Origin of the sequence: Plantactinospora endophytica (assembly GCF_016862915.1) — a bacterium.
Taxonomy (GTDB): domain Bacteria; phylum Actinomycetota; class Actinomycetes; order Mycobacteriales; family Micromonosporaceae; genus Plantactinospora; species Plantactinospora endophytica.
This window is the reverse complement of sequence record NZ_BONW01000044.1, coordinates 181250-195256: the sequence shown is the minus strand read 5'-3', so window position 1 is coordinate 195256 and position 14007 is coordinate 181250. Positions and strand designations below refer to the sequence as shown.

10 protein-coding genes are annotated in these 14007 nt (G+C 71.7%); 4 read left to right on the top strand and 6 right to left on the bottom strand.

What is annotated here, in order from left to right; translation table 11 throughout:
• Positions 1–191: 191 nt before the first annotated feature.
• Positions 192–2840, top strand: a complete 2649-nt coding sequence (locus Pen02_RS37085) for a RelA/SpoT family protein (RefSeq protein ID WP_372445747.1) — start codon at positions 192–194, stop codon at positions 2838–2840.
• A 145-nt stretch (positions 2841–2985) separates the two neighbouring features.
• On the opposite strand, the gene Pen02_RS37080 is transcribed toward Pen02_RS37085, so the two are convergent.
• Together Pen02_RS37080 and Pen02_RS37075 are read right to left on the bottom strand one after the other, a co-directional pair.
• The gene (locus Pen02_RS37080) at positions 2986–3819 is read right to left on the bottom strand and encodes a peptidylprolyl isomerase (protein WP_239141903.1); all 834 of its coding nucleotides are present in this window, start codon (positions 3817–3819) and stop codon (positions 2986–2988) included.
• A gap of 65 nt (positions 3820–3884) precedes the next feature.
• The gene (locus Pen02_RS37075; RefSeq protein ID WP_203870852.1) at positions 3885–4829 is read right to left on the bottom strand and encodes a peptidylprolyl isomerase; all 945 of its coding nucleotides are present in this window, start codon (positions 4827–4829) and stop codon (positions 3885–3887) included.
• Between the two features lie 351 nt (positions 4830–5180).
• On the opposite strand from Pen02_RS37075, the gene Pen02_RS37070 reads away from it, so the two are divergent.
• From Pen02_RS37070 to Pen02_RS37060, 3 genes are all read left to right on the top strand, one after another.
• Complete coding sequence (locus tag Pen02_RS37070) at positions 5181–5933, top strand: MBL fold metallo-hydrolase (RefSeq protein ID WP_203870966.1); 753 nt, start codon at positions 5181–5183, stop codon at positions 5931–5933.
• Between the two features lie 40 nt (positions 5934–5973).
• Positions 5974–7320, top strand: a complete 1347-nt coding sequence (gene hisS / locus Pen02_RS37065; protein WP_203870851.1) for a histidine--tRNA ligase — start codon at positions 5974–5976, stop codon at positions 7318–7320.
• Positions 7321–7387: 67 nt separating this feature from the next.
• Entirely contained in the window at positions 7388–8335 is a 948-nt protein-coding gene (locus Pen02_RS37060) for an acyl-ACP desaturase (RefSeq protein WP_239141901.1), read from the top strand.
• A gap of 37 nt (positions 8336–8372) precedes the next feature.
• Here Pen02_RS37060 and Pen02_RS37055 read toward each other — a convergent pair whose 3' ends face one another.
• From Pen02_RS37055 to Pen02_RS37040, 4 genes are all read right to left on the bottom strand, one after another.
• Positions 8373–10058, bottom strand: a complete 1686-nt coding sequence (locus Pen02_RS37055) for a D-glucuronyl C5-epimerase family protein (RefSeq protein ID WP_203870850.1) — start codon at positions 10056–10058, stop codon at positions 8373–8375.
• 193 nt (positions 10059–10251) lie between these two features.
• Positions 10252–12603 carry an ABC transporter permease gene (locus Pen02_RS37050; RefSeq protein ID WP_203870849.1) on the bottom strand — a complete coding sequence of 784 codons (2352 nt, stop codon included), beginning with the start codon at positions 12601–12603 and terminating at the stop codon, positions 10252–10254.
• Positions 12600–13304 carry an ABC transporter ATP-binding protein gene (locus Pen02_RS37045; RefSeq protein ID WP_203870848.1) on the bottom strand — a complete coding sequence of 235 codons (705 nt, stop codon included), beginning with the start codon at positions 13302–13304 and terminating at the stop codon, positions 12600–12602. The genes Pen02_RS37050 and Pen02_RS37045 overlap by 4 nt, the downstream gene beginning before the upstream one ends.
• Positions 13301–13855, bottom strand: a complete 555-nt coding sequence (locus Pen02_RS37040; protein WP_203870847.1) for a PadR family transcriptional regulator — start codon at positions 13853–13855, stop codon at positions 13301–13303. Before Pen02_RS37040 ends, Pen02_RS37045 begins: the two co-directional genes overlap by 4 nt.
• Between the last annotated feature and the right edge of the window lie 152 nt (positions 13856–14007).

The window sequence follows — 14007 nt, the reverse complement described above, 5'->3', positions numbered from 1 at the left end:
TCGACCGGTCCGTACGTCCGGAGGACGGCCACCAGCCCGGTGGGGCGGGTACGATTGCCCTTCGTGGCCGGCCCGGGCGATCAGCCCGTGACTGGCGCAGGACCGGGTCGACCGGCTACGGTCGGCTCATTCCCGGCGAGGTGTTGAGGAGGCCGGTGTCTCACGATGTGGCCCCTCCGGCGGAGGGCACGGTGCATCCCACCAACGAGGCTGATACCCCTGCCAACGTCGCAAACGGTGCCGGCGGTGCACAACCTCCGGCCAGCGCAACCGTCCGGCCTGACGGGCTCTCCGGGCCGGCCGGGCCGACGTCTGCCGCCGACGGTGGGCAGACCGGTTCCGGCCGAGGCGGTACGGCGGCTTCCGGGCGGGAGGGTGCGGCGACCCGGCCGCTGGGTGCGGCCCAGCCGGCCGCCGGCAACCAGCCCGACGGCCTCGCTGCTCCGCTCGTCGCGCCCGCCGTCGACGCCGGCACGCCGGTCGTTCCGGCCGGCATCGGTGCCGGCGTGGGCGTCGGCACGGCGGGCGAGTTCGCCGGGATGGCCAGCGAGGTTCCGCAGCCGCCCGCGACCAGCTTCGCGCTGGCCAACGCGCCCACCGGGCGCCGGGTCCGGGCCCGGCTGGCCCGGTTCAACGCGCCGTGGCAGACCCCGCAGGTGAGCGAGGTGCTCGAGCCGCTGATCGCGACGCACCGCGCGGCCCACCCCAAGGCGGACGCCCGGCTGCTGCAACGCGCCTTCGACATGGCCGCCCGGTGGCACTCCGGGCAGTACCGTAAATCCGGCGACCCGTACATCACGCACCCGCTCGCGGTCGCCACCATCCTGGCCAACCTGGGCATGGACACCACCACCCTGGTCGCGGCGCTGCTGCACGACACCATCGAGGACACCGACTACGGGCTCGACCAGATGAAGGTCGACTTCGGTGCCGAGGTCGCCCTGCTGGTGGACGGCGTCACCAAGCTGGACAAGGTCAAGCTGGGCGACGCGGCCAAGGCGGAGACGATCCGCAAGATGGTCGTGGCGATGGCCAAGGATCCCCGGGTGCTGGTCATCAAGCTGGCCGACCGGCTGCACAACATGCGTACCCTGACCTTCCTGCCGCCTGCCAAGCGGGAGCAGAAGGCCAAGGAGACGCTGGAGATCCTGGCGCCGCTGGCGCACCGGCTCGGTATGAACACCATCAAGTGGGAGTTGGAGGACTTGGCGTTCGCCAACCTCTTCCCGAAGCGCTACGAGGAGATCAACCGGCTGATCGGGGAGCACCAGCCGCAGCGTGAGGCGCTGCTCCGGCAGGTGACCCAGAAGGTGCAGGTCGACCTGCGGTCCGCCAAGATCAAGGCGGAGACCACCGGCCGGCCCAAGCACCTCTACTCGATCTACCAGAAGATGATCGTCCGGGGTCGGGACTTCAACGACATCTACGACCTGGTCGGCGTACGCATCCTGGTCGACACGGTGCGGGACTGCTATGCGGCACTCGGTGTGATCCACGCGAACTGGCAGCCCGTGCCGGGCCGGTTCAAGGACTACATCGCGATGCCGAAGTTCAACATGTACCAGTCGTTGCACACCACGGTGATCGGGCCGAGCGGCAAGCCGGTCGAGATGCAGATCCGGACGTACGCGATGCACCGTACGGCCGAGTTCGGCATCGCGGCGCACTGGAAGTACAAGGAGAAGAAGGGCGAGACGGTCGTCGGCCCGCCGGCACACATCGACGAGATGACGTGGCTGCGGCAGTTGCTGGACTGGCAGCGCGAGGCGGCCGACCCGAGCGAGTTCCTCGACGCGCTCCGCTTCGACCTGTCCAGCCAGGAGGTCTACGTCTTCACCCCCAAGGGGGACGTGATCCCGCTGCCGACCGCCTCGACCCCGGTCGACTTCGCGTACGCGGTGCACACCGAGGTGGGGCACAAGTGCATCGGCGCGCGGGTGAACGGCAAGCTGGTGCCGTTGGAGTCGACGCTCTCCAACGGCGACGTGATCGAGATCTTCACCTCGAAGTCCGACACCGCCGGCCCGACGCAGGACTGGCTGGGCTTCGTCAAGAGCCCTCGGGCGCGGACGAAGATCCGGCAGTACTTCAACAAGGAGCGGCGCGAGGAGGCGATCGAGGCCGGCAAGGACGCGATCGTCAAGGCGATGCGCAAGCAGGGCATGCCGTTGCAGCGGATGCTGAGCACGGACAACCTGATGACCATCGCCCGGGATCTGCACCTGGCCGACGTCGCCTCGCTCTACGCGGCGGTCGGCGACAGCCAGGTCTCCGCCCAGTCCGTGGTGCAGAAGCTGATGGCCGGCTACGGCGGCGAGGAGGGGGCCGCCGAGGACCTCGCCGAGACCGCGGTCGCCACCCGTCCGCAGCGCCGGGGCAACAGCAACGACCCGGGTGTGGTGGTCCGGGGGGTCAGCGACGTCTGGATCAAGCTCGCCCGCTGTTGCACGCCGGTGCCGCCGGACACCGTGTTCGGCTTCGTGACCCGCTCCGGCGGGGTGAGCGTGCACCGGGACGACTGCGCGAACGCCGAGGAGCTCAAGGCGCAGACCGAGCGGGTCGTGGAGGTGAGCTGGCGGCTCACCTCGGCGTCGACGTTCCTGGTCGCGATCCAGGTCGAGGCGCTCGACCGGCACAAGCTGCTCGCGGACGTGACCCGGGTGCTCTCCGACGAGCGGGTCAACATCCTCTCCGCCACCGTCACCACCACCCGGGACCGGGTGGCGGTCAGCCGGTTCAGCTTCGAAATGGCCGACCCGAAGCACCTGGGGCACCTGCTCGCTGCGGTCCGCAAGGTGGACGGCGTCTTCGACGCCTACCGGGTCACCTCGGGCGCCTGAGCCGGCGGCCGGCCTGGCCCCGCCCGCTGCTCCAGCGGTAGGACCTGCAAAGGCAACGGCGCGCGGGGTCAGCACCTCCCGCAACGCAACGGCGCCGCGTCACCCCTTCCGGGGCGGCGCGGCGCCGTGACGCTGTCGCCTCTGGTCAGCCGACCGGGGCGCTCATGGTCAGCGACTTGATCTGGACTTCCTTCTTCGGGTGGCCGCCGCCGGCCTGCTGCGCGAAGGCTCCGTCGTCACCTGCGGCGCCGACCTGGGCGACCAGGTCCAGGCCGCCGGTGACGGTGCCGAGCACGGTGTACGAGGCGGGGAGCTGCGAGTCGCCGTACACGATGAAGAACTGGCTGCCGGTGCTGCCGGGCTGACCGGAGTTGGCCATCGCGATCACCCCGGCCGGGTACGGCGGGCGCTTGTCCGTCGGCAGGTTCTCCTCGGCGAACCGGTACGTCGGCCCGCCGGTGCCGTCGGTCTCCTTCCAGTTCGCGCCGGTGCCGGTGACGCTCGGGTCGCCGCACTGGAGCACCTGGAGCCCCTGGGTGACCAGCCGGTGGCACCTGGTGTTGTCGAAGAACTTCTTCTCGGCCAGGTGGGTGAAGCTGGCGGCGGTGCAGGGTACGTCGGCCAGGTTCAGCTTGGCGGTGATCGGGCCGAGGTTGGTGTCGATGGTCATCGTCTGGCTGCCGGTGTTCTTCACCGAGGTCGGCGGCAGCCCGACGTCCTTGGTCGTCGGAGTGCGCTGGTCGGCCGGGATGTCGGTCCAGGCGCAGGTGGCCCCGCCGGCCTGGGTCGCGTTGTCGCTGTCGTCGCCGAGGCTCATCACCAGCCACACCGTGCCGGCGACCACCAGCAGCAACGCCACGCCCGCGCCGATGCTCGCCTGCAGTTGCCGGCGCTTGCGGGCGGCGGCGGCGCGCTCGGCCATCTCCCGTTCCAGCTTGGCCCGCGCCGCGGCGCGCTGCCGCTCTCTGGTGGACGTCACGGTGGCTCCTCCTGGACTATGTGCAGCGCGGCCGGGGTCCGCGGCTGGGCTGGTCTCTGCGGTTCTCAGGGCTGCCCGGCGACCGTCGGCGTGGCCGACGGCGCGGGCGGCGTCGGGGTCGCCGCCGACGGCACCGCCGTCGGGTCGGCCGACGCCGGTTCACCGACGGTGAGACTCTGGATCACCACGTCGGTCTTCGGCTTGATTTTGACGCCAGAACCATTGTCCACGGTTTCCATGGCGCCGATCTTCTTGATCACGTCGATTCCGCCGGTCACCCGGCCCACGATCGGGTAGTTGGGCTGCGCCGGGCTGAAGTCCTTGAAGAAGATCAGGAACTGGCTGCCGTTGGCGCCCGGCGTGCCGCCGATCATGGCGACGGTGCCGACCGGGTAGAGCGGCGCGGCCGGCGTGGTGGCGCTGGGGCTGGGCGACGGGCTCGCGCTGGCCGACGGGTCGGCGGACGGGGTCGGCGCCGGGGCGTCCGGGGTGTTCTCGCTGAAGAAGGTGTACGTCGGGCCGCCCTGTCCGGTACCGCTCGGGTCGCCGCAGCGCAGCGCTCCCTCGGCGGTCAGCTCGTGGCACTTGGTGTTGTCGAAGAACGACTTGCCGGCCAGGTGGGTGAAGCTGGCCGCCGCACACGGCGCGCTGGCCAGATCCAGTTCGACGGTCACCGGGGCGCCCTGGTCGGTCGTGATCGTCATCGGCCGGGTGCCGGTGGTGGGCAGGTCGCGGGTGGGCGGCGTGCCGACGTCCTTCAGGTTCGTGTTCGCCTGGGCGTCCTGGGTGGTCCAGGCGCACGTCTCGGCGGCGGCGGTGTCCTCGGCCTTGTCGCGGTCGAAGCCGCCGAGCGCCCAGAACGAGCCCAGCACGATCAACAGCAGCGCGACGGCGGAGCCGATACCGGCCCGGATCTGCCGCTTGCGCCGGGCGGTCGCCGCCCGCCGGGCCATCTGCCGGTCGAGCTTGGCCCGCGCCAGTTTGCGCTGCCGGTCCCTGCTGGAAGCCACCCGCGCTCCCCTTTCCCTGTGCCCCTGGTCGTCGTCTTACCTCTGGTCGCCGTGCCGGCGGTCGCGTGAGGAACCGTATGGTCCACCGCCCCGGCGTCAAGTGCGCCACGCCACACGCCCGCCAGAGTGTACGGGTATCCGCTGGGAAAGTGTTGTACGAGGTCACCTGCAAGCCATCGGAGATTATCACTGTGTCTCCTGATGCCTGCCGGGGCAGGTGTATATGGGCGACCGGCCGCGCGGCCCGCCCGATATGGTGGGGTCGAACCGCTGCGGATACCTGCGGGTCGAACCGCTGTTGAGACCTGAGGGTCGCAGCGCTAGCGAGATCGTCGGATGGGAGGAGCGGACGTGCTCGTCGCCGGCTTCCCTGCGGACGCGTTCGGCACCAACTGCTACGTGGTGGCCACCGCGCCCGGGGAACAGTGTGTCGTCGTCGACCCCGGCATCGGGGTGCTGGACCGGCTCGACGACCTGCTGGCCGAGCATCGGCTGCGCCCGGCGGCAGTGCTGCTGACCCATGGTCATCTCGACCACACCTTCTCGGTCGCGCCGGTCTGCGGCGCCCGGGGGATTCCCGCCTACGTGCACCCGGGCGACCGCGAGTTGCTCGCCGACCCGGCCAAGGCGCTCTCGATGGACCTGACCCAGCTCTTCGGCGGCCGGCTGCCGTACTCCGAGCCGGAGGACGTGGCCGAGCTGACCGACGGGGCGACCCTGGCGCTGGCCGGGTTGGAGATCACCGTCGACCACGCGCCGGGCCATACCGGCGGGTCGGTGCTGTTCCGGCTGCCGGGCGTGGGCTCGGCACTCCGGTCCGACCTGCCCCTTCCACCGGGTGTGGACTGGGCGGCGGAGCAGATCTGCCTGGCGGGCGACGTGCTCTTCGCCGGGTCGATCGGCCGCACCGACCTGCCGGGCGGCAGCCTGCCGACCATGGTGAAGAGCCTGCGGGAGAAGGTACTCCCGCTCGCCGACGACACCGTCGTGCTGCCCGGCCACGGCCCCGCGACCAGCATCGGCCGCGAGCGGGCGAGCAACCCGTACCTGATCGAGGTCGCCGGCCTCGACGGGCCGCAGGTTGCGCCCACCCGGGGCTGGTAATCCCCGCTCGCGCGGTTGCGCGAGATCCGACAGGAGCGTCATGAGCAAGCCAACCCCGATCTCCGGCTTCCCCGAGTGGGCGCCGCCGCAGCGGATGATCGAGCAGTACGTGCTCGACCGGATCCGCCGCACCTTCGAGCTGTACGGCTTCGCGCCGCTGGAGACCCGCGCCGTCGAGCCGCTGGACCAGCTCCTGCGCAAGGGCGAGACCTCCAAGGAGGTCTACCTGATTAGCCGCCTCCAGGAGGAGGGGCCGGCCGCCACCGGCGAGGGCACCCTGGGGCTGCACTTCGACCTGACCGTGCCGTTCGCCCGGTACGTGCTGGAGAACGCCGGCCGGCTCCAGTTCCCGTTCCGGCGCTACCAGATCCAGAAGGTCTGGCGGGGCGAGCGCCCGCAGGAGGGGCGCTACCGCGAGTTCCTCCAGGCCGACATCGACATCGTGGACCGGGACACCCTGGCCCCGCACCACGAGGCCGAGATCCCGCTGGTGATCGGCGACGCGCTCGCCGGGCTGCCGATCGGCAACTCCGACGGCGGACTGCCGATCACCATCCAGGTGAACAACCGCAAGCTGCTCGAAGGCTTCTATCGGGGGGTCGGGCTGACCGACCCGGTGGCGGCGCTGCGCGCGGTGGACAAGCTCGACAAGATCGGCCCGGACCGGGTGACGGCGCTGTTGGCCGAGACGGCCGGGGCGACCGACGCACAGGCCAAGGCGTGCCTGGCGCTGGCCGAGATCGCCGCACCGGACCCGTCCTTCGCGGATGCGGTACGCGCGCTCGGGGTGACCGATCCGCTGCTCGACGAGGGCCTGGCCGAACTCGTCGCGGTGCTGGAGAACGCCGTCGCGCACGCACCCGGGCTCTGCGTGGCGGACCTGCGGATCGCCCGGGGGCTGGACTACTACACCGGCACGGTCTACGAGACCCAGTTGCGCGGGTACGAGCGGTTCGGCTCGATCAGCTCCGGTGGCCGGTACGACAACCTGGCCAGCGACGCCAACGCCCGCTTTCCCGGGGTGGGCATCTCGATCGGGGTCACCCGGCTGCTCGGGCTGCTCTTCGGCGCGGAGGCGTTGACGGTCTCCCGGAGCGTACCGACCTGTGTGCTGGTGGCGCTGGCGTCGGAGGAGCGCCGGCCGGAGAGCAACCGGATCGCCGACGCGCTGCGCCGTCGGGGCATCCCGACCGAGGTGTCGCCGTCGGCGGCGAAGTTCGGCAAGCAGATCCGGTACGCCGAGCGGCGCGGCATCCCGTACGTCTGGTTCCCGGGTGCGGACGGGGTCGGCGACGAGGTGAAGGACATCCGCTCCGGCGACCAGGTGGCGGCGGCGCCGGACGTCTGGCAGCCACCGACGGTGGATCTCTGGCCGACAGTGGGCTGATCTTGCGTCACCGGGGGTGACGGCCGTAACCTACGCGAACGTAACTTACGCCACCGTAGGGAGAACCGTGACCGTCACCCCCGCCGCACCGCTGTCCCAGACCGCGTTGCTGATCGAGTTGGAGCCGGTCGTCGCGACCAACCTCGACCGGCATCTCAAGTCGGCCAAGGAGTGGTTCCCGCACGAGTACGTGCCGTGGGGCGAGGGACGGACCTTCGACGGAATCCTCGACGGAGAGGCGTGGGCGCCCGAGGACAGCCGGGTTCCGGAGGTCGCCCGGACCGCGCTGGTGGTAAATCTGCTCACCGAGGACAACCTGCCGTCGTACCACCACCAGATCGCGACGCTGTTCGGTCGGGACGGCGCCTGGGGGACCTGGGTGCACCGGTGGACCGCCGAGGAGGGGCGGCACGGCACGGCGATCAGGGACTACCTCACCGTCACCCGGGCGGTGGACCCGGTGGCGCTGGAGCGGGCCCGGATGACGCACATGTCCGCCGGCTACTCCAACGCGCACGACACCGAGATGCTGCACTCGCTGGCGTACGTCTCGTTCCAGGAACTCGCCACCCGGATCTCGCACCGCAACACCGGTCGGGTCACCGGCGACCCGCGCTGCGAGCAGTTGCTGGCCCGGATCGCCGCCGACGAGAACCTGCACATGGTCTTCTACCGCAACCTGCTCGGCGCCGCCCTCGAACTGGCGCCCAGCCAGACGATGCGGGCGGTGGCCGACGTGGTCGCCGACTTCCAGATGCCCGGCAACGGCATCGAGGGCTTCGCCCGCAAGTCGGTGGCGATGGCCCTGGCCGGCATCTACGACCTGCGCCAGCACCGCGACGACGTACTGCTGCCGGTGCTGCGGCAGTGGGACGTCTGGAACGTCACCGGGCTGGACGGCGACGGCGAGGCCGCCCGCGAGCAGTTGGCGGCGCAGCTCGACGGGCTGGACCAGGCGGCGGCCCGGTTCGAGGAGAAGCGGGACGCCCGCCAGGCCCGACTCAACCGCGACTGACCCCCGCACACACCCGGACGACGAGGCGCGGGCCCGGTCAGATCCGGTTGATAGCGGTGTAGCCCGCCCACCGCTCGGCGTGGTCGCCGTCGGCGAACCGCAGGTGCGCCACCCCGTTCAGCGCGGCCCGCCGGTCCAGGTTGACGGCGTCGCCCACCTCGAAGTCGGTGACCACCGAGGTCATCGAACCGGCCGGGGTGATGGTGTACGCGGTCAGCGGCGCCCGGGCGATCGTCGCCGGCCGCAGGATCCGGTAACCCATCGACGCCGCCTCGCCGGTCTGGTACGAGTGCTGCCGGATCTCCCTCAGGTGGTAGCCGGCCAGCGAGCCGGCACTGATCTGGTACCAGATCCCGTCCTGACGGCGGACCTTGAGTCGGGCGGCGGACGGCGCGCTGCTCCGCCGGCCGACGGTGATCGTCCTGCTGGCGGTGACCGCACCGGAGCTGTTGAACTTGTAGCCGGTGTGCCGGCCGGGCTGGAAGGTGACCGGCCCGGCGACGCCGTGCGGCGGGAAGTCGGTGTAGTACAGCTCGGCGACCTGCGCGAAGATCGTGTCACCGGTCATCGCGTAGCACTGGACGTGCTGGGTGGTGTGGATGGTGTGGTACGTGTTGGCGTCGCTGCCGTGCCGCAGGCAGTACCTGCTGCGCCAGTGCCGGTTGCGGATGCCGGCGTAACTGTCGCGCATCGTGGTCAGCGCGCCCTGCAACAGCACCTTCGCCCGCTCGTCCCCGGTCAGCACGAAGAAGTCCCAGAGGCCGTAGAGCGAGAAGTTGTGCCCGTTGTAGGTGAGGTCGCCGGAGATCCGCTTCGGATGGGCGTACTCCTCCAGCCAGAGCCGGCCGCCGACCACGTAGACGCCCCAGGGGCGGCCGGCGACCGGGGGGACCAGGTAGGAGGCGAAGGTGCCGTTGAGGGCGGCCAGCCAGATGCCGGCCCTGGTGAGCTTGTAGAGCCGGCAGAAGAGGCTGAGCGCCTGGCCCTGGGCCATCATCGAGTACCACGGTGGGTCGTAGACCTCTTCGGTGCCGTGCAGGACGAACCGGAACGGGTACGGGAAGAACCAGCCGCCGCCGTGCACCACCCGCCGGTCGACCAGGCGCTGGGCCTGCTTCCTGGCCCGGTCCAGATAGACGCTGTTACCGGTGATCCGGTACGCCTCCAGCAGCGCCAGCCCGTACTGTGCCTGGCCGACCGGATGGTCGTAGAGCCGGCCGTTGCGCAGCGACATCCGTACCCCGGTCGAATCGTGCACGCCGGTGTCCACCAACGGCACCGCGGTGCGCAGGTAGTACGGCCGGATGCCGTCGGGAAGGTCGCGGATCTCGAACGGGTGGTATCTGAACTCGAACGGAATTCCGGGTATCGCGCTCGACGACGAGAGCGCCGCGACTCCCGGAGTCGATTCGGGAATCGGGGCGAGCCGCCGGGCGTCGCTGTCGGACAGTTCGGGCACGTCCCAGAGCGCCTCGGGATCGGACGGCGGCGAGATCTCGTACGCCGGGTCGATGACCGGCCTGGCCGGGCCGAGGAAGGCCGCCTCGGGGCGGAGCCGTTCCGCGCCGGGCAGCGGTTCCGCCCCCGGCACCCCGACCGGACGGGCCCGGGCCGGCTCGGCGAGAAGCCCGGCGCCGCCGACCAGCAGACCGGTGCCGAGTACGGCACGCCGTGGCCACCGCCCAGATGGCAGCCGCCGGGCCACCGAATCCTGATCGCTCATGTCCACTCCGCTCGGACGTCCCGGACCGGGCCCCCTGTCTAACATCCGTGGGCAAGAGCGAAAGCGGCAGAACCGAGTGATCCTTCGGCAATCCGCACCCGAATTTCGATATCGCGCAACCGGCACCGTTCCCCGGCCCGGAGAATGTCGACCGTCGATGGCAGTCGGACGGTTCACCGGGCCGGGGCGGCGCTCATTCGGTGCGCAGGCCGCCCGGACGCAGCAGCCGCCACAGTGCCGGCAGACTCAGCCCGGTCACCAGCAGCACGACCGCTCCGGCGATCCCGGACATGATGGCGATGCTCGGCCAGTCGGGGCGTACGGCCTGGTTGACCATTGCCAGCAGGGTGCCGCCGAGCACCGTACCCAGCACGATCGCCAGGGCCAGCCCGAGCAGCACCGGTACGGCCGTCTGCCACAGCACCGACGCGCTCAACGTCGCGCGCCGGGTGCCGAACGCGACCAGTACGGCCAGCGTCCGCCGCCGCTCCCGCAACTGCTCCAGGATGCCGACCAGCAGGCTGGCTCCGAGCAGCAGCAGCGTCGCCAGCACCCCGATGAAGAGGGCACGGCGGATCTGGGCAAACCGGGTGACCTCCTCGGTGGGGCGCAACCGATGCACCTCCGCCGTCGGGGTGATCCCGGCCGCCGCGTTGCGGACCAGTTCGATGGTGTCCCGGCGGCTCAGGTCCAGGTCGAGGAAGACCCGGCCGCCGAGCCCGCGCAGCGTGGCCGGGGCGAGCGCGCCGGGGGTGGCGAGCAGGCCGGTGGATTCGTCGCCGGCCGGGTCGTTCCGGCCGGGCACCGTCCGCAGCCCGGCCGGAACGGTCCACCGGGTGGTCGTTCCCGGTGCGCCGAACCCGATCTCCACCGACCGTCCCGGGGCGGGCAGGCTGCGGGCGGGCCGGCCCGGTGCCGGCTCACCGACGACCTGGAACGCGTCGCCGTCGGCGCACCGGTCCAGGGTGGCGAGTTCGCGCAGCGCCGCACAGTCGGCGATCCGCAGCGGGCTGCCGGGCCGCTCGCCGTGCTCGTCCGGTGCGGAGCCGACCGGGAAGACGGCGGTGTCGAGTACGGCGACCGCACCGTCGACCCCGGGCAGGGTGCGGAACCGTTCGGCCAGCGCGTCGGGGGCCGCCCCGGGCAGGCCGGCACGGATCACCACCATCGCCTGGGCCCGGTCGACGTCCTGGCCGGTGGGCCGGACGTAGGCGTGCTGCACGCCCGCGAAGAGCATCTGCAACGCGATTCCGCCCGCGACGGCGACCGCGACACCGCTGACCATCCGGGCCGACGACTCGGTGTCGAGTTGCAGCCGGCGGATGGCGAGCTGCCAGGAGACGCTGCCGCCACGCAGTCGCCGTACCACCGCGTCGACCAGCCAGGGCAGCAGCGCGGCCACCCCGACGAGCAGCAGTACGACCCCGAGGATCACCTGGGTCTGGTTGAAGGCGGCGCCGGTCTGGTCGATTCCGCCGAGCAGCGGGGCGAGCAGGGCGGCGCCGACGATCGGCAGGGTCAGCCGCCACCAGAGCCGGCGTCGCCGGCCGGCGGAGCGGCGTACCACGCCGAGCGGCTCGACGACGATCCGGCGCAGCGCGAGCTGGGCGACGACCACGGCGACGGCGGGTACCGCCAGCACGATCAGCGCGGCGAGCACCGGGTCGGGCCGGACGTCCCCGGCGAAGACGCTGACCCCCTCGAGGGTGAACCGCTCGACGAGCTGCCGGCCGAGCAGGAAGAAGGCGGCACCGGCCAGCAGGCCGAGGACGGCGCCGACCAGCGCCTCCCCGGCGGCGATCCGGCGGGTCATCGCCGCGTCCGCCCCGACCAGCCGGAGCGCGGCGAGCCGCCGGTCCCGTGCCTCGCCGCCGAACCGTACGGCGGCGGCGATGAAGACCGCGATCGGCAGCAGCAGCACCACGAAGATGATCAGGACGAGCAGCATCAGTATCGGGTCGAGCCCCTCGCCGGTGGATTCGGCACCGAAGTGGTCGATCCGCATCGTGCCGCCGCCCGCGCGGAGCTGGTCGGTGCCGAGGTAGTAGGCGTACTCGCCCGGGCCGGCCAGACCCGGGTCGGCGATGGTGCCGACGATCCGGTGGTCGAGCCGGGGCCGCAGCAGCGCCCCGTCCGGCGAGTCGAGCAGCCGGGCCAGCGCGGGGGAGACGACCATGTCGCCGGGGCCGGGCAGCCGGGTCAGCCCCGGTGGCAGCGGCGGCCGGGCGCCCTCGGGCTGGAGCAGCCGCCCCCGGATCGCCTCGTCCCGATAGACGGTGTCGGCCACCGCGACGAGGACGGTCCGGTCGCCGGGTGGCGGCTCGTCGACACCGTAGAACTGGTCGTCGCGGGCGGCGGCCCGCTCCGACCGGCCGTCCATCATGGTGGAGATGGAGGTGCTGGTCAGCAGCAGGGCCACGCCGAGCCCCACCCCGACCACGGTCATCAGGGTCCGGGACACTCCGCTGCGCCCACCGGCGAAGACCAGCCGGGCGCCGAGGGCCAGGTCGGCGACCCGGCCGAAACGCCCGCGCCGGGGCGTCACCGCTCCGCCAGCACGGTCTCGCGGGTACGGCCGTCGCGCACCACGATCTCCCGGTCGGCGTACGCGGCGACCCGTGGCTCGTGGGTGACCAGCACCACCGCCGCGCCGGTGTGCCGGGCCGCCTCGGTGAGCAGTCGCATCACCTGTTCGCCGTTGAGCGAGTCGAGTGCACCGGTCGGCTCGTCGGCGAAGAGCACCCGGGGTGCGGTGACCAGGGCGCGGGCCACCGCGACCCGCTGTCCCTGCCCGCCGGAGACCTCGCCGGGGCGGTGTCCGGCCACCTCGGTGACCTCCAGCCGGCCCAGCCACTCGGCGGCCCGCTGTTCCGCCACCCGGCGGCGCGTCCCGCCGAGCCGCAACGGCAGCGCGACGTTCTCCAGGCAGCTCAGTTCGGGCACCAGTTGACCGAACTGGAACACGAAGCCGAACTCGGTACGCCGCAGCGCGCTGCGTTCGGCGTCCGACATCGCGGAAAGTTCCCGGTCGCGGTAGTGCACCTGCCCGGCGTCCGGCGGGACGATCCCGGCCAGGCAGTGCAGCAGGGTCGACTTGCCGGAGCCGGACGCGCCCATCACGGCGACGATCTCGCCGGCCCGGAGGTGCAGGGTCGCGCCGTCCAGCGCCGGGGTCGACCCGTACGCCTTGTGCAGGTCGACGGCCGAGAGCAGTGGGCGGTCGTCGGCCGGGGTGGGGCTGGTCACGGAGTACTCCTGTCCGGGTGTGGGGCCGGGACGCGCAGCGTCGCGGCGAGCTGGTCGAGCCGGGCGGCGGTCAACTCCAGCCACCGCAGGTCGGCCTCCAGGTGGAACAGCGCGAAGTCGCAGATGAGCTGGTCGGCGAGGTCGCCGTCGGCCTTGCGCCGGGTCAGCGCGCGCATCAGCCGGAGGTGCTCGGCGCGCTGCACGTCCAGGATGTCGGCGGCGTCCCGGCCGGTGAGCAGCCCGAGCACCACCTTGGCGTAGAGGGTGTTCTGCAGGTAGGTGTCGGGCTTCTCCGGTTGGGCCAGCCAGCGCGCCACGTCGGTGACCCCGGCGGCGGTGATGGCGTAGCGCTTGCGCTCCGGGCCGGCGCCGGGCTCCACCCCGTCGACCTCCACCAGGCCGCTCTTGAGCAGCCGGGCGAGGGTCGAGTAGACCTGCCCGTAGTGCAGCGGTCGGCCCTGGCCGAAGCGTTCGTCGTAGACCCGTTTCAGCTCGTAGCCGTGTCGTGGGCTGGCCTCCAGCAGGCCGAGGAAAGTCTGTCCGATCGACATGCCCGGGGACTCTACACCAGGCGTATACACCGGATGTATAGCCGGGGTGCGTACCGTCTGCGTAACCGTGGTGATCGATTTGCGTTGTGAGGGTTCGTTAACACGGCGGACATCGATGGGCTCAGATTTCTGAAATCCGCCATTCCTACGGT

What these genes read in the sequence shown, in the direction of transcription:
- hisS (WP_203870851.1), top strand. Translation starts at nt 5,974, where the DNA reads ATGAGCAAGCCAACCCCGATCTCCGGCTTCCCCGAGTGGGCGCCGCCG.
- Pen02_RS37055 (WP_203870850.1), bottom strand. Translation starts at nt 10,058, where the DNA reads ATGAGCGATCAGGATTCGGTGGCCCGGCGGCTGCCATCTGGGCGGTGG.
- Pen02_RS37040 (WP_203870847.1), bottom strand. Translation starts at nt 13,855, where the DNA reads ATGTCGATCGGACAGACTTTCCTCGGCCTGCTGGAGGCCAGCCCACGA.